The organism is Roseicitreum antarcticum (assembly GCF_014681765.1).
In the GTDB taxonomy this organism is placed as follows: Bacteria; Pseudomonadota; Alphaproteobacteria; order Rhodobacterales; family Rhodobacteraceae; genus Roseicitreum; species Roseicitreum antarcticum.
Genome location: NZ_CP061498.1, coordinates 2,148,264 through 2,169,712 on the forward strand (window position 1 = coordinate 2,148,264; position 21,449 = coordinate 2,169,712).

The 21,449-nt window shown below is 64.6% G+C and carries 15 protein-coding genes; 6 read left to right on the plus strand and 9 right to left on the minus strand.

The features are described from left to right. Positions 1-176: 176 nt before the first annotated feature. The 4 genes from H9529_RS10355 to H9529_RS10370 form a co-directional block, all read right to left on the minus strand. A complete protein-coding gene (locus H9529_RS10355; protein WP_176847157.1) occupies positions 177-1,388 on the minus strand; it encodes a sialidase family protein in 1,212 nt (403 codons plus the stop codon). 316 nt (positions 1,389-1,704) lie between these two features. Next, positions 1,705-6,243: a glutamate synthase large subunit gene (gene gltB / locus H9529_RS10360; protein WP_092890595.1), complete on the minus strand. Its 4,539-nt coding sequence runs from the start codon at positions 6,241-6,243 to the stop codon at positions 1,705-1,707. 204 nt (positions 6,244-6,447) lie between these two features. Beyond that, positions 6,448-6,909: a GFA family protein gene (locus H9529_RS10365; protein WP_223814132.1), complete on the minus strand. Its 462-nt coding sequence runs from the start codon at positions 6,907-6,909 to the stop codon at positions 6,448-6,450. Beyond that, on the minus strand, positions 6,906-8,348 hold the full coding sequence (locus H9529_RS10370) for an NAD(P)-dependent oxidoreductase (protein ID WP_092890366.1): 1,443 nt from the start codon (positions 8,346-8,348) through the stop codon (positions 6,906-6,908). Before H9529_RS10370 ends, H9529_RS10365 begins: the two co-directional genes overlap by 4 nt. 214 nt (positions 8,349-8,562) lie before the next feature. On the opposite strand from H9529_RS10370, the gene H9529_RS10375 reads away from it, so the two are divergent. Further along, positions 8,563-9,366, plus strand: coding sequence for an undecaprenyl-diphosphate phosphatase (locus tag H9529_RS10375; protein WP_092890369.1), 804 nt, complete (start codon positions 8,563-8,565; stop codon positions 9,364-9,366). On the opposite strand, the gene ubiG is transcribed toward H9529_RS10375, so the two are convergent. Beyond that, entirely contained in the window at positions 9,357-10,097 is a 741-nt protein-coding gene (ubiG, locus tag H9529_RS10380) for a bifunctional 2-polyprenyl-6-hydroxyphenol methylase/3-demethylubiquinol 3-O-methyltransferase UbiG (RefSeq protein ID WP_092890372.1), read from the minus strand. The genes H9529_RS10375 and ubiG overlap by 10 nt on opposite strands. A gap of 68 nt (positions 10,098-10,165) precedes the next feature. On the opposite strand from ubiG, the gene pip reads away from it, so the two are divergent. Further along, entirely contained in the window at positions 10,166-11,152 is a 987-nt protein-coding gene (gene pip, locus H9529_RS10385) for a prolyl aminopeptidase (RefSeq protein WP_092890375.1), read from the plus strand. 27 nt (positions 11,153-11,179) lie between these two features. On the opposite strand, the gene H9529_RS10390 is transcribed toward pip, so the two are convergent. After that, positions 11,180-11,719, minus strand: coding sequence for an NADPH-dependent FMN reductase (locus H9529_RS10390; protein ID WP_092890378.1), 540 nt, complete (start codon positions 11,717-11,719; stop codon positions 11,180-11,182). Between the two features lie 71 nt (positions 11,720-11,790). Between H9529_RS10390 and H9529_RS10395 the strand changes: the two genes are divergently transcribed. Continuing rightward, positions 11,791-13,455: a thiamine pyrophosphate-binding protein gene (locus tag H9529_RS10395; RefSeq protein ID WP_092890381.1), complete on the plus strand. Its 1,665-nt coding sequence runs from the start codon at positions 11,791-11,793 to the stop codon at positions 13,453-13,455. Positions 13,456-13,666: 211 nt separating this feature from the next. Here the strand turns inward: H9529_RS10395 and rsmD are convergent, their stop codons facing one another. Together rsmD and H9529_RS10405 are read right to left on the minus strand one after the other, a co-directional pair. Continuing rightward, entirely contained in the window at positions 13,667-14,239 is a 573-nt protein-coding gene (rsmD, locus tag H9529_RS10400) for a 16S rRNA (guanine(966)-N(2))-methyltransferase RsmD (RefSeq protein WP_092890384.1), read from the minus strand. Then, positions 14,236-15,441, minus strand: coding sequence for an NAD(P)/FAD-dependent oxidoreductase (locus H9529_RS10405; protein ID WP_092890600.1), 1,206 nt, complete (start codon positions 15,439-15,441; stop codon positions 14,236-14,238). Before H9529_RS10405 ends, rsmD begins: the two co-directional genes overlap by 4 nt. Positions 15,442-15,695: 254 nt before the next feature. Between H9529_RS10405 and H9529_RS10410 the strand changes: the two genes are divergently transcribed. Then, positions 15,696-16,184, plus strand: a complete 489-nt coding sequence (locus H9529_RS10410) for a peroxiredoxin (protein ID WP_092890387.1) — start codon at positions 15,696-15,698, stop codon at positions 16,182-16,184. A gap of 69 nt (positions 16,185-16,253) precedes the next feature. Here H9529_RS10410 and H9529_RS10415 read toward each other — a convergent pair whose 3' ends face one another. Next, positions 16,254-16,541 carry a 4a-hydroxytetrahydrobiopterin dehydratase gene (locus H9529_RS10415; RefSeq protein ID WP_092890390.1) on the minus strand — a complete coding sequence of 96 codons (288 nt, stop codon included), beginning with the start codon at positions 16,539-16,541 and terminating at the stop codon, positions 16,254-16,256. A 161-nt stretch (positions 16,542-16,702) separates the two neighbouring features. On the opposite strand from H9529_RS10415, the gene H9529_RS10420 reads away from it, so the two are divergent. After that, the gene (locus H9529_RS10420) at positions 16,703-20,296 is read left to right on the plus strand and encodes a hydantoinase B/oxoprolinase family protein (protein WP_092890393.1); all 3,594 of its coding nucleotides are present in this window, start codon (positions 16,703-16,705) and stop codon (positions 20,294-20,296) included. A gap of 175 nt (positions 20,297-20,471) precedes the next feature. Beyond that, entirely contained in the window at positions 20,472-21,431 is a 960-nt protein-coding gene (locus H9529_RS10425) for an acetyl-CoA carboxylase carboxyltransferase subunit alpha (protein ID WP_092890396.1), read from the plus strand. The last annotated feature ends 18 nt before the right edge of the window (positions 21,432-21,449 follow it).

The window sequence follows — 21,449 nt, forward strand, 5'->3', positions numbered from 1 at the left end:
CGCAAGGGCAGGCCGGGCAGGATCACCGCGCGACCCGGCAACGCGCGGCCCGGCAACGCGCGGCCCGGCGCCGAACCGAAGGTAACGGGACCCACCGCAGTGCCGCGCCAGACCTGCACCACCGACGCAAAAAGGGGCCGCCATGGCCCCTTTCCAGATCATCCGCAATCAGCGGCTTATTGTGCGGTCAGCGATTCCAGCGGTACGCGGGTCAGTTCGGCATCTTCCTTGTTGGTCGCATAGGCGGCATACAGATGCCCGTTCCACACCACCGATTTGGGGTAGGAATAGCTGGGCCGCTTGTATTGCCCTTCAAACCGCATCGGCTGCATGTCGCTGGCCGCACGCAACAGGAACGCGCGGTCAAAGCGATAGCCGTCATCGCTCAGCACGACGGCCAGCGGCATGCGCGCCTTGTTGGGGTGCGGGTTGCCCACCAGATAGGCGGTCCCGTCGGGCAGGTTTCCCGCGCTTTGCTTGGTGCGTGCGTCGGGCATGTTGGTCAGCACCGGGTCGGACCATGTTTCCCCCGCATCCTCGCTGACCGAGGCCAGCTTGTAGAACGAATTGCCCTGATCGCGGAAAACCGCCACCAGTGCGCCATCGCCGCGCATGTAAGCGCTGGGTTCCAGTTCCCGGCTGATATCGGGGTTGCCCGTGGGCAGGTTCGTCATTGCGCCCTTCGTCCAGCCCGACACGCCCATCGGGTCGTCGGTATAGATCGGCGTGGCGATCAACCCGGGCTGAAAATGCGCGAAGCTGACGATGCGCGCGCCATCCGGCGCATCGCCTGCCAGGGCGCGCGGGTCCTGCTCGAATATCCCGTTCAGGACGCTGCCATCCGCCATGGTGACCGGCGCGGGTTCGGACCAGTTCACGCCATCGGTCGTGGCGACATATTCCACATGCCCGCCGCGTGGCGACAGATCGGCGGGCCAGACGTTCAGGTAGGCCACCAGCGTCTCGCCGTCGGTCCACCAGCCGCCGGAAGACTTGTAGCCCCCGTCCCATTCCGTGGTCAGCGGTGCAGGCGCGGACCAGTCCGATCCGTTGTCGCTGACCGCATGGACCACCACGGTGTCGGGCCCGTCCTCATCGCGCGCCGAACTCTGCCATTGTGCATAAAGCTGCCCCTTGAACGGCATCAGCACCACGCCATGCGCGAATTGCTGACCGCCTTCCTCGGGGGCAAAGATCGTGAAGGTCTCGGTGCCTTCGGCCATGGTCAGGCCCAGCGTGTCGGTATCGCTGAAATCCAGCACATCGCCCGCCATCTCGAACGGGATGCCGGGCGGAAATTCCTGTGCCGGGGCGGGGGCGGCGGCGGCGGCAAACAGCATCCCCGCAAGCACTGGGGCAAGCAGAGGTGAAAGGTGGGTTCTGGACATATCGGGTTCCTCCTCGATTGGGTCAAACGGGCAGTCAGCAGCGCGGTCGCCGCACAACCTAAAGATGTTGCGTGGCGCGCAATCTCCTCCCTGATCACGATGCTAGCCAAGTTGGAGGAGTCATTCAACAACTGATACGATCAGTTGCCTGCGAAAAGTCCACCTGCCCGGCCCACCCGGCAGGCGCCACCTGCCCTCGCATGAAATACTGTAAAATCAACGAATTACCGATGCACCCCCGCAACCTGCAGACAGCAAAACGCAAACAGGCGCGGGGTTTCCCCCGCGCCTGTTGCCGCTTGCCATGGCTGCCCGCTTACTCGGCAGGCACCGCCTGCGGTTGCACGCCCAGCGGGTGCTTGAGATGTGTCAGCATTTCCTTCGGGCAAACCTGCACGAAATGCTTCAGCTCGATATCCCAGCGGCGCAGGATGTCGCCCGCCTTGATGCTCCCGGTCTCTTCATGGTGCCGGGCGATCAGCGCTTTCAGCTGTTCTTCCCAATGGTCCACCGTGACCCCGCAGGTCACCAGCGTTTCCATGTTCATCAGGTCGGCCGCCGCCCCTTCGGGATCATACAGATACGCCATCCCGCCGGTCATGCCCGCGCCAAAGTTCGCACCGATGGACCCCAGGATCACCGCAACGCCGCCGGTCATGTATTCACAGCCGTTCGACCCGCAGCCCTCGATCACCACTTTCGCGCCACTGTTGCGCACCGCGAACCGTTCGCCCGCGCGCCCGGCGGCGAACAGGTACCCATCGGTCGCTCCATAAAGCACCGTGTTGCCGATGATGGTGTTTTCCGACGCGATCAGGGGCGAGGCCATGCGCGGCCGCACCACGACCGTGCCGCCCGACAGGCCCTTGCCGACATAGTCATTCGCATCGCCCGACACCTCCAGCTTCAGACCGGGCGCGGCAAACGCGCCCAGCGACTGCCCGGCGCTGCCGGTCAGCTTTACCGTCAGGTGGTCGGGCTGCAACGTGTTGCGCATGCCGAACCGCTTGACGATATGGCTGGAAACCCGCGTACCGATGGTCCGGTCGGTGTTGCGCACCGCATAGGACAATTGCATCTTCTCGCCATCTTCCAGGAACCGCGTCGCGTCGCGGATGATTTCGGCATCCAGCGTATCGGGCACCGACTGGCGCGGCTTTTCGCGGTCATAGCGGATGTGTTCCGCCCCATCGACCGTGATCAGCAGCGGGTTCAGGTCCAGATCATCCAGATGCGCCGATCCGCGCGAAACCTGCGTCAGCAGATCCGCCCGCCCGATCACCTCATCCAGCGACCGCGCACCGATAGAGGCCAGGATTTCCCGCACCTCTTGCGCGTAGAAGGTAATGAGGTTCACCACCTTGTCGGCGTTGCCGGTGAACTTGGCGCGCAGCGCGTCGTTCTGGGTACACACGCCCACCGGGCAGGTGTTCGACTGGCACTGCCGCACCATGATGCAGCCCATGGCGATCAGCGCAGCGGTGCCGATGCCGTATTCCTCGGCCCCCATCATCGCCGCCATGACAATATCCCGGCCCGTGCGCAGCCCGCCATCGGTGCGCAAGGTCACGCGTTCGCGCAGCTTGTTCATCGACAGCACCTGATGCACCTCGGTCAGGCCCATTTCCCACGGCAACCCGGCAAATTTGACCGAGGTCGCAGGGCTGGCCCCGGTGCCGCCATTGTGGCCAGAGATCAAGATGACATCCGCCTTGGCCTTGGCCACCCCTGCCGCAATCGTGCCGACACCGCTGGCCGCAACCAGCTTCACCGTCACCTTGGCGCGCGGGTTGATCTGTTTCAGATCATAGATCAACTGCGCAAGGTCTTCGATCGAGTAGATGTCATGGTGCGGCGGCGGCGAGATCAGCGTCACCCCCGGCGTCGAATGGCGCAACCGCGCAATCAGCGCCGTGACCTTCATGCCGGGCAATTGCCCGCCCTCGCCGGGCTTGGCACCCTGCGCGACCTTGATTTCCAGCTCTTCACAGGCATTCAGATATTCCGCCGTAACGCCAAAGCGCCCGGATGCCACCTGCTTGATCTTTGCCGACGGGTTGTCGCCATTGGGTTCGGGCAGGAAATGGGCGGGGTCTTCGCCGCCCTCGCCGCTGTCCGACTTCGCGCCGATCCGGTTCATCGCCACGTTCAGCGTCTTGTGCGCCTCGGGCGACAGGGCGCCAAGGCTCATGCCCGGCGTGACGAACCGCTTGCGGATCGAGGTGATGGATTCCACCTCTTCAATCGGGATCGCCTTGCCCATCGCCTTGATGTCCAGCAGGTCGCGGATATGGATCGGCGGATTCGCCCGCATCATGTCCGAATACTGCCGCCACAAATCGAAGCTGGCACGGTCACAGGCCGATTGCAGCAGGTGCATGCTGGTGGCTTCCCAGGCGTGTTTCTCGCCCGACCGCCGCGCCTTGTAGAACCCGCCGATGGGCAGCACATCCATGCCGCCGCGCAGGCCCCGCGCGTGCACTTCCTCGACCTTGTGTTGCAGCCCCGAGACGCCGATGCCGGAAATCCGCGACTGCATGCCGGGGAAATATTCCGCCACCATGGCGCGCGACAGCCCCACGGCCTCGAAGTTCAGCCCCCCGCGATAGCTGGAGATCACCGAGATCCCCATCTTCGACATGATCTTGAGCAACCCCAGATCAATCGCCGCGCGGTAGCGCCGCATCGCCTCGGTCAAGGGTCCGTCGATCAGGCCCCGCGTGATCCGGTCGGCAATCGTATCTTGCGCAAGGTACGCGTTCACCGTCGTCGCCCCGCTGCCGATCAGCACCGCGAAATAATGCGGATCTATACATTCCGCTGACCGCACGTTGACCGAACAGAACGTCCGCAGCCCTTTGCGCGTCAGCCATGAATGCACCGCGCTGGTGGCCAGGATCATCGGCATCGACACCCGGTCGCCGTCCTGATGCTCATCCGTCAGCACCAGATGCGCGGCCCCGGACCGCACGGCATCCTCGGCTTCCGCCCGGATACGCTCCAGCCCCTTGCGCAGCGCGTCATCATCCGACCCGGCGGGGAAAGTGCAATCGATGATCGTCACCTGATCGCCGAACTGCCCCATCATCACGTCGAATTCCGCATTCGCAATGAACGGGCTTTCCAGCATCAGGATCTCGGTCTGGCTGCTGTCTTCGTCCAGCACGTTCTTCAGGTTGCCAAACCGGGTCTTCAGGCTCATCACCCGAAACTCGCGCAGGCTGTCGATGGCCGGGTTGGTCACCTGGCTGAAGTTCTGGCGGAAGTAATGCGACAGCGGGCGATAGGTTTTCGACAGCACCGCGGCGGGCGTGTCATCGCCCATGCTGGCGATCATCTCCTTGCCGTCCTCGGCCATCGGCGCCAGCACCTGTTCGACATCCTCCATCGAATAGCCTGCCGCGATCTGACGGCGGCGCAGCTCGGCCCCGTCGAACATTGCGGTTTCCGGCACATCGCGCAGCAGCGCGTTCAGGTCGGTGACTTTCTCGACCCATTCGCCGAACGGCTGCGCGGCGGACAGACGGTTCTTCAGCTCGGTATCGTGGTAAAGCCGCCCTTCCTTCATATCGACGGCAATCATCTGCCCCGGCCCAAGCGCGCCCTTTTCGCGCACCTGCATCTCGTCAATCGGGACCATCCCCGCCTCGGACCCGGCGATCAGCAGGTTGTCACCCGTCACCACATAACGCATGGGGCGCAAGCCGTTGCGGTCCAGCCCGCCGCAGACCCAACGACCGTCGGTCATGGCCAGCGCGGCCGGGCCGTCCCAGGGTTCCATCACCGCGTTGCAATAGGCGTACATGTCCTGCCACGCCTTCGGCATCTCGATCGCCGATTGCGACCAGGCTTCGGGGACCAGCATGGTTTTCGCCATCGGCGCGCTGCGGCCCGCGCGCACCATCACCTCGAACACCGAATCGAGCGCGGCACTGTCCGACGACCCTGCCGCGACAATCGGCTTGATGTCTTCGGCCATATCGCCGAACGCGCTGGAGGCCATGCGGATCTCGTGGCTTTTCAGCCAGTTGAGGTTGCCCTTCAGCGTGTTGATCTCGCCGTTATGCGCCAGCATGCGGAAGGGCTGCGCCAGCCACCATTGCGGGAAAGTATTGGTCGAATACCGCTGGTGATACAGCGCAAAAGCCGATTCGAACCGCGCATCCTTCAGGTCGGGATAGAACTCGGCGACCTGCTCGGCCAGCATCATGCCCTTGTAGATGATCGACCGGCACGACAGGCTGCACAGATACAGATGCGCGATCTGCGCGCTGGCCGCAGCCTTCTCGATCCGGCGGCGGATGACATAAAGCTCGCGCTCGAACGATTCCTCATCCATCCCCTTGCAGTCGCGGATCAGGATCTGCTCGATCTCGGGGCGGGTCGCATTGGCCTTCTCGCCCAACACCGACACATTGACCGGCACATGCCGCCAGCCGTAAATCTGATGCCCCATGCGCAGCACTTCGGTTTCCACGATGGTCCGGCAGCGTTCCTGCGCGCCAAAATCGGTGCGCGGCAAAAAGACCTGCCCCACAGCGACCATGGCATCCATCTTCGGCTCATGGCCGGTGCGTCGGATCTGGTCGTAAAAGAACTTTACCGGGATCTGCACATGAATGCCCGCGCCGTCGCCGGTCTTGCCGTCGGCATCCACGGCACCGCGGTGCCAGATCGCCTTCAGCGCGTCGATGCCGGCTTCGACCACCTTGCGCGAGGGCGTGCCGTCAATCGACACCACCAGCCCCACGCCGCAGGACGAATGCTCATCCTCGGCCTTGTAAAGCCCGTTGGCATCCATCCAGGCGCGGCGTGCTTCTTCGGCCTTGGCCCATGCTGCATCATATGTCGTCATCTTCAGTCCCTCCGAGCGAGCGGACGGCCATCCTTGCGAAATCGGCCATCCGGGGAAAAAGGTCAGGGCCATTGCCCCGTTAAGAATTCTTGCCAGATCCAGCACCGGGCGCGCGTATGTATCAAAGCCATACCGGAACCATACCATTTCCAGACGGCAGTTTTACCGCCAGGACACCTTGTTAACGCCCGCCACGGCGCAAGCTCATGGCGCGGTGGCCTCGTCCGAGATCCCGAACTTCGCCAGCGTCTCCTTGCGCGTCAACCGCGACCGTTCACCGGCATAGGTATAGCTGTCGGGCTTGTGGTCGATGTATATTTCATTGTCGAAATTCAACCCGTCCGCATCGTCGAACAACCCCACCGGGATTTCCAGATGCGCCGACATCGGCCCCTCCATCGTGACGTGGTAATAAAGCGCCGACCCGCATGTGCGGCAATTCGCGCGCTCAGCCCAGTCAGAGCTTTGATAAGTTGCGATATTCTCCGCCCCCTGCCAATCCACATTTGCCACCGGCACCGTGATGCCCAGCAGCGCCGACCCGGTCCAGCGGCGGCACATCGCGCAATGGCACGCACCGAAATCATGCGTTGTCAGCCCGGCGCTGAGCCGCACCGCGCCGCACATGCACCCGCCCGAGCGGGTGCTCAGGATTGCGCCGCTCATTCCGCCGCCACCTGTGCGGGCGCGTTGAGATAGGTCAGCACGGCATCGCCCGCCTCGCGTCCGTCACGGATCGCCCAGACCACCAGGGACGCACCGCGCACGATGTCGCCCACCGCGTAAACCCCGGGGATTTCAGTCTCATGCGTCCGGAAATTCGCCTTGACGGTGCCCCAGCGCGTGACCTCCAGCGCGGGTTCCCCCCACAGGGTCGGCAGGTCTTCAGGCTCAAAGCCCAGCGCCATGACCACCAGGTCGGCGGGTTCGGAATAATCAGCGCCGTCAATGACTTCGGGCGCGCGACGGCCTGTTGCATCGGGGCGACCCAGCCGCATTTTCTCGACCATTACCGCGCTGATAGCCCCTGAATCGTTGACCTCAAAGCCCTTGGGCGCGGTCTGCCAGACGAATTCCACGCCTTCTTCCTCGGCATTGGCCACCTCGCGCTGGCTGCCCGGCATGTTCGTGCGGTCGCGGCGGTACAGGCATTTGACCGATGTCGCGCCTTGCCGGATCGCGGTGCGCACGCAATCCATCGCCGTGTCGCCGCCGCCGATCACCACCACGCGGCGGCCCTCGGCATTCAGCTCACCGCTGTCGAATTCCGGCACATCATCGCCAAAGCTCTTGCGGTTCGAGGCCGTCAGGTAGTCGATCGCCCGGACCACGCCACCGGCATTCGCGCCCGCCGCTTCCAGCGCGCGCGATTTGTAGACGCCCGTGGCGATGATCACCGCATCATGCTGGCCGCGCAGCGCGTTGAAGCTGACATCCTCGCCCACGTTGCAGTTCAGCGCGAATTTCACGCCAGCCTCCGCCAATTGTTCAATCCGTTGCATGACAACGGGTTTTTCCAGCTTGAAGCCGGGGATGCCGTAGGTCATCAGCCCGCCCGCGCGGTCATAGCGGTCATACACAGTCACTTGCACGCCCGCGCGGCGCAGCACATCCGCTGCCGCAAGGCCGCCCGGACCGGCGCCGATGATCCCCACCGATTCACCGCGTTCCGCATGCGGTTTGATGGGCTTCACCCAGCCCATTTCCCAGGCGGTATCGGTCAGGTATTTCTCTACCGCGCCGATCGTCACCGTGCCGTGGCCGGATTGTTCGATCACACAATTACCTTCGCACAGCCGGTCTTGCGGGCAGATGCGGCCGCAGATCTCGGGGAAGGTGTTTGTCGCCTGGCTCAGTTCATAGGCTTCCTGCAGGCGCCCTTCGGCGGTCAGGCGCAGCCAGTCGGGGATGTTGTTGTGCAGCGGGCAATGCGTCTGGCAATAGGGCACGCCGCACTGGCTGCACCGCCCGGATTGTTCGGCAGCCTTCTCGGCCGCGTACTCACGGTAAATCTCGCCGAAATCTTCCTTGCGTAGATTAGGCGGGCGTTTTTCCGGCGTCTGTTTTTCGACGGTGACAAACTGGAGCATTCGCTGTTGAGCCATGGCAGAGCCTCCCAAATTGAAATAGCCTTTTACGAAAGGTTATCCGCAAATAAAAGTCAGCACAACTGACCTAAATGGCATTTATTCTGCCCTTCGCGGTCTTCCGCGCATCTTTTCCGTGTTATTTGAGTCAGCTATACTGACATAAAATTCCTCTTCCGCGTGCAGAACAGCGCGTTATGGTGCGCCGAACCCCCAAATCAGGCTGCACCCCATGACCCTTTTTCACCTCCTCATGCTCGCGCTCATTCAGGGCTTAACCGAATTTCTGCCGGTTTCTTCATCCGGCCACCTGATTCTTTACCCCATATTAACGGGAATCGACGATCAAGGTCTGGCGATTGATGTTGCGGTGCACGTGGGCACACTTCTGGCGGTGATCTTGTATTTCCGCAGCGATGTCGCGCTGGCCGTGCGCGGGGTGCCGGACCTGTTGCGCGGGCGGATCGACAATCAGGGTGCCTGGCTTGCGCTCTGCCTTGCCATTGCAACCGTGCCGGTGCTCATCATCGGCTTCATATTGAAAGTGACCGGCCTGATCGACCTGATGCGGTCCGTTGCGGTGATCGGCTGGACGATGATCATTTTCGGCATCGTCCTTTATGTGACCGACCAGAAAGGCGCAGAAGCGAAGACACAACAAAACTGGGGCCTGCGCGATGCGGTAATCCTGGGCCTGTGGCAGGCCGTCGCGCTGATCCCCGGCACGTCGCGCTCCGGCGCCTGTATCTCTGGCGCGCGCGCATTGGGCTATACCCGGCATGACGCGGCAAAGATCGCCATGCTGATGTCGATCCCGACAATCCTGGCCTCTGGCGCGCTGCTGGGGCTGGACCTGATCGGCAACGTCGATGCAGGCGTTGCGCGCGATGCGGCCATCGGCGCGGTGTTTGCTTTCTTTGCCGCCCTGCTGGCCCTGGCGCTGATGATGCGGCTGCTACGTTCGGTCAGCTTCACGCCCTATGTGATCTACCGCGTCCTCCTGGGCGTGGTCCTGCTGGGCATCGCCTATACCTGACGCTTGATGCTGGCGGTGACATAATTCACCGACAGATCGCGCGATGACAGCGACCATGACCAGCCCAGGGGGTTGAAAACAAACCCCTTGCGGTCCACCGGGTCCAGCCCTGCATCGCGCAGCAGCGCAAACAGCTCATCCGGGGTGATGAACTTGCGCCAATCATGCGTGCCCTTGGGCAGCCAGCGCATCACATGCTCGGCCCCGATGATCGCCATGACATAGCTTTTGGGATTGCGGTTCAGGGTCGAACACACCATCAGCCCGCCGGGCCGCAGCAAGTGTTGGCAGGCGGTCAGATAGGCCAGCGGATCGGCAACATGTTCGACCACTTCCATGTTCAGGATCGCGTCGAATTGTTCGCCCGCCGCGGCCATATCTTCCGCCGTCGTGTGGCGATAATCGATGTCCAACCCCTCCTGCGCCGCATGAACCTGCGCCACGGGAATGTTGCGCGGGGCCGCATCGGCCCCCACCACATCCGCGCCCAGCCGCGCCATGGGTTCAGACAACAGCCCGCCGCCACAGCCAATATCCAGAATCCGCAGCCCTTTGAACGGCTTGGACCCCGTCAGATCACGGTCAAACTCTGCCGCGACCTGCGCGGTGATATAGTCCAGCCGACAGGGGTTGAGCATATGCAGCGGCTTGAACTTGCCATTCGGGTCCCACCATTCGGCGGCCATCGCCTCGAATTTCGCAACTTCGGCTGTGTCGATCGTCGTCTGCATGATGCCTCCGCGTCAATTTTTGATTTCCCCCCATAGCGGGGGATCGCATCCCGTTATATAGTCGCCTCATGGACAAATCAGCAGCCCAAAACAGCGCAGCCTTTCTCTATCCGCCGATCGATCCGTTCGACCAGCGCATGCTGGAGGTGGGCGACGGCCATACGATCTATGTCGAACAATGCGGCAATCCAGCGGGCATCCCCGTGGTGGTGCTGCACGGCGGCCCCGGGGGCGGGTGCAGCCCGGCGATGCGGCGGTATTTCGACCCGGCTCAGTACCGGGTGATCTTGTTCGACCAGCGCGGGTGCGGCCGCTCGCGGCCCCATGCCAATGTCGACGCCAACACCACCTGGCACCTGATCCGCGATATCGAACTGATCCGCACCACGCTGGACATCCCGCGCTGGATCGTGTTCGGCGGCAGTTGGGGCGCCACGCTGGCGCTGGCCTACGCACAGACCCACCCCGACCGCGCCGCCTATCTGGTGCTGCGCGGCGTGTTCATGGGCACGCAAACCGAACTGGACTGGTTTTACGGCGGTGGCGCGGGGCGTTTCTTCCCCGACCTCTGGGCGCGTTTCGTCGAACTCATCCCCGAGGCAGAGCGTACCGATCTGGTAACCGCCTATCACAATCGCCTGTTTTCGGGCGACATGCTGGCGGAAAACCGGCACGCCCGCCGCTGGTGCAACTGGGAAAACGCCCTCGCCTCGATCGAGACGCGCAGCCCGGGCGGCGAAAGCCCGTCGGATTATGCCCGCGCCTTCGCACGGTTGGAGAATCACTACTTCGCCAATGGATGCTTCTTTGAACAAGACGGCTTTTTGCAAAGCAACGCCCATACGCTGGCCGATGTGCCCGGCACCATCGTGCAGGGCCGCTACGACATGATCTGCCCGCCAAAGACCGCGTGGGATCTCAGCATGGTCTGGCCACGCGGCACATTGACGCTGGTGCCGCAGGCAGGTCACGCGCTGTCCGAACCCGGCATCAGCGCCGAGTTGGTCCGCGTGACCAACACCCTGCGGTCCGAGGCTGTGGCGCTGGGTCTCTGACAGCGTAGCGCCGGGCCGTGGGGCCGGTCAGCGCGCAATCTCTGCGCGCAGCCCGGCCATCAGATCATCCAAGAGCTTGATATAGCTGTCGGTTTTCAACGCGCCATCCGCATCGAAATGTTCTGACGCGCCGCCCACCAACACCTCGGGGCCCATCAGCAGCCGGGGGCGGAAGGGCACCATCATCAGGCGCAGCGCAAATTGCGTCCGCTCCCCCCCCGCGCGCCCGCCGGTGGCCGAGATCAGCGCGACCGGCTTGTCCGCCCAGGGCTTCGCTGGCCCCCGGCTCAGCCAGTCCAGCGCGTTTTTCAGCACGCCCGGCGGGGCCTTGTTATACTCGGGGCATGCGATCACCACGGCATCGGCGGCCTTGATCTGGTCGGACAGTTCCGTCACCTCGGTGGGAATTCCCTCCGCCTCCAGATCCTCATCGAACAGCGGGAAGCGCAGGTTACCGTCGGTAAATTCCGCTGGATCAAAGGATTTCACCGCCGCCATCATCAGCTTGCGGTTCAGCGATTCCGCCCGCAACGACCCGCAAAGCCCGACCAGAGAATATTGTGACATGGTACCTCCATTTGAAATGTCTTACCCTGCGACATAAGTCCGGGGGACAATACAACAAGAAGGAACAGCACATGGCAGACCGGCACGGCGGGCAGATACTGGTGGATCAACTGAAAATTCAGGGGGTGCGGCGCGTGTTCTCGGTCCCCGGCGAAAGTTTTCTGGCCGCGCTGGACGGCCTTCACGACAGCGGTATCGAAAATATCGTCTGCCGCCATGAGGGCGGCGCCACCATGATGGCCGAGGCACATGCAAAGCTGACCGGCCAGCCCGGCGTGGTTTTCGTGACGCGCGGGCCGGGGGCAACAAATGGCTCTGCCGGGATACATATCGCGCGGCAAGACAGCACGCCGCTGATCATGTTCGTCGGCCAGATCGACAACAACCACCGCGACCGCGAGGCCTTTCAGGAAGTCAATTACCGCGAATTCTTCAAACCCATCGCCAAATGGGCCGCCGAGGTCGATCAGACCGACCGCCTGCCGGAATACATCAGCCGCGCCTTCCACCTTGCGCAATCGGGCCGCCCCGGCCCCGTCGTGCTGGCGCTGCCCGAAAACATGCTGTCGGCCCGCGCCGATGTCCCCGACATTCCCGCCGTCGCGCCGCAGCCGCCGTTTGTGTGCTCCGATCAGCTCGACGCCATTCTGGGCATGCTCTGCGGTGCCAAACGCCCGCTGGTCATCGCGGGCGGGTCGGTCTGGTCGCACGACACTTCGCTGGATCTTGCAAAATTCGCCGAGAATTTTGACCTGCCGGTTTGCGCCACTTTCCGCCGTCAGGACCGGATCGACAACCGCCACAGCCATTACGCGGGCGATCTGGGCGTGGGCATGAACCCCGCACTGGAACAGCGCCTGCGCGATGCCGACTGCCTGCTGATCATCGGCGCGCGCTTTGGCGACATCGCCACCGGCGGGTATGAGATCGTGAAGCCCGGCGCGCCCGGCAAAACCATCATCCATATCCACCCCGACCCCGATGAACTGGGCCGCGTTTTCCGCCCCGATCTGGGGTTTGCCGCGCCCGCCGTCGATGTGATCGCGAAACTGGCGCGGCGCGACGCGCCCGAACACCCCGACTGGACCGGCTGGACGCGCGCCGCCCGCGCCGATTACGCCGCATGGGTCACGCCAAAGGCCAGCCCCGGCGCGGTACAGTTAGAGGCCGTGATGAAGCACCTGTCCGACACGCTGCCCGATGACGCGATCGCCACCAATGGTGCGGGCAATTACGCCGCATGGGTGCACCGCTATTTCCGCGCGCGCGGCTTTCCCGGGCATCTGGCGCCGACCTCCGGCTCCATGGGCTATGGCTTCCCGGCGGCGATTGCAGCAAAGCTGGAACACCCCGACCGCACCGTGGTCTGCTTCGCCGGGGACGGCTGTTTCCAGATGACCCTGAACGAGATGTCGACCGCCCGGCAATATGGCGCGGCGGTGGTGACAATCGTGGCCAACAATGGCCGCTACGGCACGATCCGCATGCATCAGGAACGGCATTATCCCGGGCGCGTGTCCGGCACCGACCTGTTCAACCCCGACTATGCCGCCCTTGCCCGCGCCTATGGCGGCCATGGTGAGCGGGTGGACCGGACCGAGGATTTCGCCGCCGCTTTCGACCGCGCCGTGGCCTCGGGCCTGCCTGCGGTGATCGAACTGACGCTCGACCCCGAGGCGCTGTCGCCCGGCATGACCCTGTCGGAAACCCGCGCAAAGGCGGAAAAGAACGCGTAGCTTGATGTGGCGCACCCGCGCCGCATTCAGGCGCGGGTGCCGCAGGCCATGTACTGAAGGCCATGTGTTGAAGTCGATGTGCTGAAGGCACCGCCGCGCAGACCTTTGACGGGGGTGCAGCGCTTGCGCCGGGAAAATTGTTCCCGCCATCTGCCCACACAACGGCCGCGCCCGGACGGATCGGGAAAAGCGGCGCATTTCCCCGCGCCCGCTAACTGTCGGCCGCATCGCGCCGCAGCAGCGTCACATGCGTATCGCCATAGCGGCGCTGGTCCAGCGGCGTGAATCCCGGCGGGGGCATCTGCGGCTGACTTTCCTCCCACACCACCACGGCGCCGGGCGCGACCCAGCCGCCCGCCGTGGCCGATGCCAACGCGCGCGCGCCAAGCCCCTGGCCATACGGCGGATCAAGGAAGATCAGCCCAAACACCGCGCCCCGGTTGACCCCCAGGTCGGTCGCATCGCGGCGGTACAGGCGCGTGACACCCATCGCGCGTGTCTTGTCGGTATTCTCGCGGATCAAGGCACGCGCCGCCGCGCCGTCATCCACGAAAGTGACATGCGCCGCGCCGCGCGACAGCGCCTCGAACCCCAGCGCGCCGGTGCCTGCAAACAGGTCCAGCACCCGCGCGCCGGGCAGCGGGTCGGGGTTCAGCGCGTTTTGCAGCAGGTTGAAAACCGCCTCGCGCACCCGGTCGGACGTGGGGCGCAGATGCGCGCCCGCATCGCCCGCCCCGACATCAGCCAGCGTCAGGCCCCGAAATTTCCCCGCGATGATCCTCATGCCCGCAGCAGCGCCTTCAGGTCGCTCCCCGCATCGGCAACCGCCCCAGCCGACGGACTGCGCCCAGCCTCCAGCAGGCGCTTGCCGACCATATAGGCGCGCGGGTCGTTCATCGCATCGACAGCCAGCAGCCCGTCGCCCTTGAAATACCAATGGCTGCGCGCGCCCGGCGCATCGCGGACCACCACCCGGTCATAGCCGGTGTTCAGCCCTGCAATCTGCAACTTCAGGTCATATTGATCCGACCAGAACCACGGCACCGGCGCATAGTCACGCGCGCCATCCAGCATGTTGTCGGCCACCAGTTCCGCCTGATCGATCGCGTTCTGCACCGATTCCAACCGCAGCCGCCCGCCGTGCGAGGGGAACGAGGCGCAGTCCCCCGCCGCCCAGATCCGCGGGTCTGACGTGCGGCCCTGCGCATCCGTGGCAATCCCGTTGTCCAGATACAGCCCCGCATCCCCGGCCAGCGCGGTATCGGGCATCACCCCCACACCGACGATGACAAAATCCGCCGGCAATTCGCGCCCGTCGCTCAACCGCGCGCCGGTAACATGGCCTTCGCCCGACAACCGTTCCAGCCCGACACCTTCCAGCACGCGCACCCCATGCGCAATATGCAAGGCGCGCATGTAATCCGAGGTTTCCGCCGCCGCGACGCGTTGCAAGATGCGCGGCGCCAGCTCGACCACCGTCACATCCAGCCCGCGCTTGGCCGCGACCGCCGCTGCCTCCAGCCCGATATATCCGCCGCCGACAATCACCACCCGGCGGCCCGGCGCGACCTCGGGCGCCATGGCATCCACATCCGCCAGACCGCGCAGAACATGCACCCCCGCCAGATCGCCGCCGATCGCGGCGGGCAGGCGACGCGGGCGTGCGCCGGTCGTCAGCGCCAACTGGTCATAGGGCAGCGCCGCGCCATCCAGCGACACCTCTTGCCGGGCGGGGTCGATACCATCGACGACCGCCCCCATGCGCAGGACAATGCCTTGATCGGCGTAGAAACTTTCGGGCCGCAGGAACAGCCGCTCCGCGCTCAGATCGCCCAACAGATAGCCCTTCGACAACGGCGGGCGCTGATAGGGGGGCACGCCCTCGGCCCCGATCAGCGTGATCGCGCCAGCATAGCCCTTCATGCGCAGCCGCGCCACCAGCGATGCCCCCGCCTGCCCCGCGCCGATCACCACGATCCCTGCCATGTCCGACATGTCCGCCCCCGTTCTGTCACAACCATCTGTCCGCGCCTATCTCGGCCCTGCGCGGCACGATGGCAAGTGGCCCGGCTGCAAATGACCCGGCCGCCAGCCACGCGTTTATCAGCCGCCTGTCTATAAACCGACCACGCAAAACACCAGCGCCCGGCGGCCAAATCCGATCCCTGCTGCGGCTCTGGCCTTGCCTTTCCCGACCTCGCGCACCAAGTGTCAGACATAACCCAAAAAAGGAGTCCCCGATGACCATTTCGACCGGAGATAAATTGCCCACCGCCACCCTGATCCGCATGGGCGCCGATGGCCCCGAGCAGGTGGCACTGGCCGACCTGACCACAGGCCGCAAGGTCGTGATCTTCGCCGTGCCGGGCGCCTTCACGCCGACATGCAGCGCGAAACACGTCCCCTCCTATGTGGAAAACAAGGATGCGCTGATGGCCAAGGGCGTGGAAGAGATCATCTGCGTCGCGGTCAACGACCCCTTCGTGATGAAAGCCTGGGGCGAGGCGACTGGCGCCACCGACGCCGGGCTGACGCTTCTGGCAGACAGCAGCGGCGAATTCACCGGCGCGCTGGGCCTGAGCTTCGACGCCCCGCCCGCAGGCCTGATCGGCCGATCCAAACGCTATGCGATGCTGGTCGATGACGGCGTCGTAAAGGCCCTGAATGTCGAGGAAAGCCCCGGTGCCATGGAAGTTTCCGGCGCCGACGGCATCCTGAAGGCGCTGTAAGCAAGCGCCGGGGTCTGGGCGCGGTGGCAAAACCGCCGCCGCGCCCAGACCCAGATCACGCAGGCCAACCTATTCGGCCAGCGCATCCATTTTCTGCGCCAGCTTGATGTCCAGATCCGACACTCCGCCGCAATCATGGGTGGTCAAGGTCACGTCGACAGTCTTGTAAACATTCGACCATTCCGGGTGATGTCCCAGCTTTTCCGCCCAGATCGCGGCGCGGGTCATCCAGCCAAAAGCTGCGATGAAATTGGCGAATACATAAGTTTTACAGATCGCGTCGCGTCCGTCGACCAATTCCCAACCCTGCGCAAGCAACGGGTCCAGCGCGCTGCGGTCGTTCAGTTTTTCGGCCATTTCGCCCTCCGTCCTTTGGTTGCACTTGGCACCAGTCTATCCGAGACAGGCGCGAATTGACACCCTCGGCCACTATGCAAGGCGCTGTATAAATGGTTGAACAAGCCCACCCGCGCAGGAGCAGTCGGGGCAAGCGAATTTGCGGCAAAAGGGGCAGCACCATGTGGAAATTCTGGATGGATCGGGGCGGCACCTTTACCGACATCGTGGCGCGCAGCCCGGATGGCAAAGTGCTGACCCACAAACTGCTGTCCGAAAACCCCGAAGCCTATTCCGATGCCGCCGTGCATGGCATCCGCACCCTTCTGGGCCTCGGCCCCGATGACGCACTGCCGCCCGGCCAGATCGCCGAGGTCCGCATGGGCACCACGGTGGCCACCAACGCGCTGCTGGAACGCAAGGGCGCGCGCACGCTGTTGATGATTACCAAGGGGCTGGGCGACCTTCTGCGCATCGGCTACCAGAACCGTCCGCGCCTGTTCGACCTCAACATCCGGCTGCCGGAAACCCTGTATGATGAGGTGGCCGAGGTCAGCGAACGCCTCGCTGCCGATGGCAGCATTGTCAGGCCGCTGGATGCCGATGCCGCCCATGACGCGCTGGCCGATGCCTATCGGCGCGGCTTCCGGTCGGTGGCGATCGCGCTGATGCATGGCTACCGCTTCACCGATCATGAGGAACGCATCGGCGCCATGGCGCGCGAGATCGGGTTCACTCAGGTTTCGCTCAGCCACCGCGTCAGCCCTTTGATAAAACTGGTGGGGCGCGGCGATACGACGGTGGTGGATGCCTACCTCTCGCCCATCCTGCGGCGCTATGTCGGGCAGGTCAGCGACGCGCTGAAGGCAGATCAGGGCGGCTGCGAAAGCCTGATGTTCATGCAATCGAACGGCGGGCTGACCGATGCTACGCTGTTTCAGGGCAAGGACGCGATCCTGTCCGGCCCCGCCGGGGGGGTCGTCGGCATGGTGCGCACGGCGGAAAGCGCGGGGTTCGACCGTCTCATCGGCTTTGACATGGGCGGCACCTCTACCGATGTGTGCCACTATGCGGGTCAATACGAACGCAGCTTCGAGACCGAGGTCGCGGGCGTGCGCGTGCGCGCGCCCATGATGAGCATCCACACCGTCGCGGCGGGTGGCGGGTCCGTCCTGCGCTTTGCCGACGGGCGCATGCAGGTCGGCCCCGAAAGTGCGGGCGCCAACCCCGGCCCGGCCAGCTACCGGCGCGGCGGCCCGCTGACCGTGACCGATTGCAACGTCCTTCTGGGCAAGTTGCAGCCCGATCAATTCCCCCGCGTCTTCGGCCCCGACGCCGATGAACCCCTCGACGCGGGGATCGTGCGCGCCAAATTCACCGAACTTGCCGCCGAAATCGCGGCGGCGACCGGCGACGCCCCGCGCCCGCCGCAGGATCTGGCAGAAGGTTTCTTGCGCATCGCCGTGGAAAACATGGCCAACGCAATCAAGAAGATCAGCGTGCAGCGCGGCTATGACGTGACGCGCTACACCCTCAATTGTTTTGGCGGTGCGGGCGGGCAGCATGCCTGCCTGGTGGCCGATGCGCTGGGCATGGAACAGATCTTCATCCACCCCTTCGCGGGCGTCCTGTCGGCCTTTGGCATGGGGCTGGCCGATGTGCGCGCGATCCGCGAACATCAGGTGGCCCGCCCGCTGTCCGACACGGATGCCATCACCCCCGACCTGACGCGCATCTCGGACGCCGCGCGGGGTGAAGTCGCGGGTCAGGGCATCCCCGCCGACGCCATCACCATCGTGCAGACCGCGCATATCCGCACCGACGGCGCGCATCAGACGCTGGACGTGCCTTTTGGCCCTGTCGCGCAAATGACGGCCGCGTTCGAGGAAGCGCATGACCAGCGTTTCGGCTTCGTGCCCGCCTACACCCACCTGATCCTCGACCTCATCACCGCCGAGGCGATCGGCCACACCGCCGAAGCGGCCACCATCACCGCCCCGCACAGCGACACGCCCCGCGCGACCGCGCAGATGTATACCAGGGGCGACTGGCGCGATGTGCCGCTGGTGGACCGTGCGTCCCTCGCCCCCGGCGACCGGCTGGACGGTCCCGCCATCCTGACCGAACCCACCGGCACCAACATCGTGGAACCCGGCTGGCAGGCCAGCGCCACCCCGGATGGCAACCTGATCTTGCGCCGCGTCACCGCCCTGCGCCGGGCCGAGGCTGTCGGCACCACCGTCGATCCCGTCATGCTGGAAGTGTTCAACAACCTCTTCATGTCCATCGCCGAACAGATGGGCGCGACACTGGCCAACACCGCCTATTCAGTGAACATCAAGGAACGCTACGACTTCTCCTGCGCGATCTTTGACGCGGCGGGCGATCTGGTGGCGAATGCCCCGCATGTGCCGGTGCATCTGGGCAGCATGTCCGAAAGCGTCCGCACCGTGCTGCGCGAAAACGCAGGCGATATCGCGCCGGGTGACGTGTTCATGATGAACAACCCCTATAACGGCGGCACACACCTGCCCGATGTCACAGTCATCACCCCCGTGTTCGACGCGGCAGGCGAACGCATCATCTACACTGTCGCCTCGCGCGGGCACCATGCCGATATCGGCGGCACCACGCCCGGCTCTGCCCCGCCGGACAGCCGCCATATCGACGACGAAGGCGTGCTGATCGACAACTTCCGCCTTGTGCGGCGCGGCGCCCTGCAAGCCGAGGCCACGCGCGCCCTGCTGGCCGGTGCGAAATACCCCTGCCGCAACGTCGACCAGAACATGGCCGACCTGTCCGCCCAGATCGCCGCCAATGCCACCGGCGCGCGCGAATTGCGCAAGATCACCGAACAGTTCGGGCTGGACGCCGTGCATGCTTACATGGGCCATGTGCAGGACAATGCCGAGGAATCGGTGCGTCGCGTCCTTGACGTGCTGGCCGACAGCCAGTTCACCTATCCGCTGGATTCGGGGGCGCAGATCCGGGTGGCCATCACCGTGGACCGCGCCGCGCGCCGCGCCGTGATCGACTTCACCGGCACCTCGCCGCAGGATGAATTCAATTACAACGCGCCGCTGGCGATCTGTCGGGCCGTGGTGCTCTATGTCTTCCGCACGCTGGTGGGCAGCGACATTCCGATGAATGAAGGCTGCCTAAAACCGCTGGAAATCATCGCGCCAGCGGGGTCCATGATAAACCCCGCCTATCCCGCCGCCGTGATTTCCGGCAATACCGAGGTCAGCCAGGCAATTGCCGACACGCTCTATGGCGCGCTGGGGGTGATCGCGGGCTCTCAGGGCACGATGAACAACTTCGTCTACGGCAACGCCACGCATCAGAATTATGAAACCATCTGCGGCGGCGCAGGCGCAGGCCCGGATTTTGACGGCGCAAGCGCCGTGCATACCCATATGACCAACACCCGCATGACCGACCCCGAGGTGCTGGAAACCCGCTTTCCCGTGCGGGTCGATCAATTCTCGGTGCGGCATGGGTCCGGGGGCGCGGGGGCGCATCGTGGCGGCGATGGCGTCACCCGGCGGCTGACGATGCTGGAACCCATGACGGTCACGGTGCTGTCCTCGCACCGAAAGATCCCGCCGCATGGCGCACAATCCGGCCGTCCCGGCGCGCTGGGCCGCAACACGGTGCTGCGCGCCAATGGCCAGGTGGAAGAATTGCGCGGCAATGACGCCACCGAAATGGCGGCGGGCGACAGCTTTGTGATGCATACGCCGGGCGGCGGCGGCTATGGCGCGCCCCGGCGCTAAAAGCCTTGCCGCCCGCAGCAAGGCGTCAGCACAGGCCACGCCTTGCCCATCTGACGGACACCTTTGGGCCAACGCCGTTGCAATCGCATCGCGCCACGGGCATATACGTGGCCAAAATGTCGCTGTGTCCCCTGCCCGGCCCGGGCCCGGGACAACACGCCAAAGGGGTGCCACTGTGAACTATCTGGAATTCGAAAAACCGCTGGCCGAAATCGAAGGCAAAGCCGCAGAACTGCGTGCCATGGCCCGCGCCAACCCCGAGATGGACGTGGAAAAAGAGGCGCTTGCCCTCGACCAGAAGGCCGAGAAGATGCTGCGCGACCTCTACAAGGGTCTGGCGCCATGGCGCAAATGTCAGGTCGCCCGCCATCCGGACCGGCCACATTGCCGCGACTATATCGCCGCGCTGTTCACCGAATACACACCGCTGGCCGGGGACCGCAACTTTGGCGACGATCACGCCGTCATGGGCGGGCTGGCGCGGCTGAACGACCGGCCCGTGATGGTGATCGGGCAGGAAAAGGGGCATGACACCAAGTCGCGGATCGAACGCAACTTTGGCATGGCCCGCCCCGAAGGCTACCGCAAGGCCATCCGCCTGATGGACATGGCCGACCGTTTCGGTCTGCCGGTCATCACGCTGGTGGACACGCCGGGCGCCTATCCCGGCAAGGGCGCCGAAGAACGCGGGCAGGCCGAAGCCATCGCCCGTTCCACACACAAATGCCTGACGCTGGGCGTGCCGATGGTCTCGGTCGTGATCGGCGAAGGCGGGTCCGGCGGCGCGGTGGCCTTTGCCACGGCCAACCGCATCGCCATGCTGGAACACTCGGTCTATTCGGTGATCTCGCCCGAGGGCTGCGCCTCGATCCTGTGGAAAGACGCCGAGAAAATGCGCGAGGCCGCCGAGGCGCTGCGCCTCACCGCACAGGACCTGCATAAGCTGGGCGTGATCGACCGCATCATCCCCGAACCGCTGGGCGGTGCGCAGCGTAACCGCGCCGTGGCGTTCAAGGCCGTGGGCGCGGCGGTCGAGGCGATGGTGGCCGAGCTGGAGGGCAAATCGCCCAAGGCGCTGGTCAAGGACCGGCGCGACAAGTTCCTCGCCATGGGGTCCAAAGGCCTCGCCGCCTGAGGAATCAGCGAAATCGCG

What these genes read in the sequence shown, in the direction of transcription:
- H9529_RS10355 (WP_176847157.1), bottom strand. Translation starts at nt 1,388, where the DNA reads ATGTCCAGAACCCACCTTTCACCTCTGCTTGCCCCAGTGCTTGCGGGG.
- gltB (WP_092890595.1), bottom strand. Translation starts at nt 6,243, where the DNA reads ATGACGACATATGATGCAGCATGGGCCAAGGCCGAAGAAGCACGCCGC.
- H9529_RS10365 (WP_223814132.1), bottom strand. Translation starts at nt 6,909, where the DNA reads ATGAGCGGCGCAATCCTGAGCACCCGCTCGGGCGGGTGCATGTGCGGC.
- H9529_RS10370 (WP_092890366.1), bottom strand. Translation starts at nt 8,348, where the DNA reads ATGGCTCAACAGCGAATGCTCCAGTTTGTCACCGTCGAAAAACAGACG.
- H9529_RS10375 (WP_092890369.1), top strand. Translation starts at nt 8,563, where the DNA reads ATGACCCTTTTTCACCTCCTCATGCTCGCGCTCATTCAGGGCTTAACC.
- ubiG (WP_092890372.1), bottom strand. Translation starts at nt 10,097, where the DNA reads ATGCAGACGACGATCGACACAGCCGAAGTTGCGAAATTCGAGGCGATG.
- pip (WP_092890375.1), top strand. Translation starts at nt 10,166, where the DNA reads ATGGACAAATCAGCAGCCCAAAACAGCGCAGCCTTTCTCTATCCGCCG.
- H9529_RS10390 (WP_092890378.1), bottom strand. Translation starts at nt 11,719, where the DNA reads ATGTCACAATATTCTCTGGTCGGGCTTTGCGGGTCGTTGCGGGCGGAA.
- H9529_RS10395 (WP_092890381.1), top strand. Translation starts at nt 11,791, where the DNA reads ATGGCAGACCGGCACGGCGGGCAGATACTGGTGGATCAACTGAAAATT.
- rsmD (WP_092890384.1), bottom strand. Translation starts at nt 14,239, where the DNA reads ATGAGGATCATCGCGGGGAAATTTCGGGGCCTGACGCTGGCTGATGTC.
- H9529_RS10405 (WP_092890600.1), bottom strand. Translation starts at nt 15,441, where the DNA reads ATGGCAGGGATCGTGGTGATCGGCGCGGGGCAGGCGGGGGCATCGCTG.
- H9529_RS10410 (WP_092890387.1), top strand. Translation starts at nt 15,696, where the DNA reads ATGACCATTTCGACCGGAGATAAATTGCCCACCGCCACCCTGATCCGC.
- H9529_RS10415 (WP_092890390.1), bottom strand. Translation starts at nt 16,541, where the DNA reads ATGGCCGAAAAACTGAACGACCGCAGCGCGCTGGACCCGTTGCTTGCG.
- H9529_RS10420 (WP_092890393.1), top strand. Translation starts at nt 16,703, where the DNA reads ATGTGGAAATTCTGGATGGATCGGGGCGGCACCTTTACCGACATCGTG.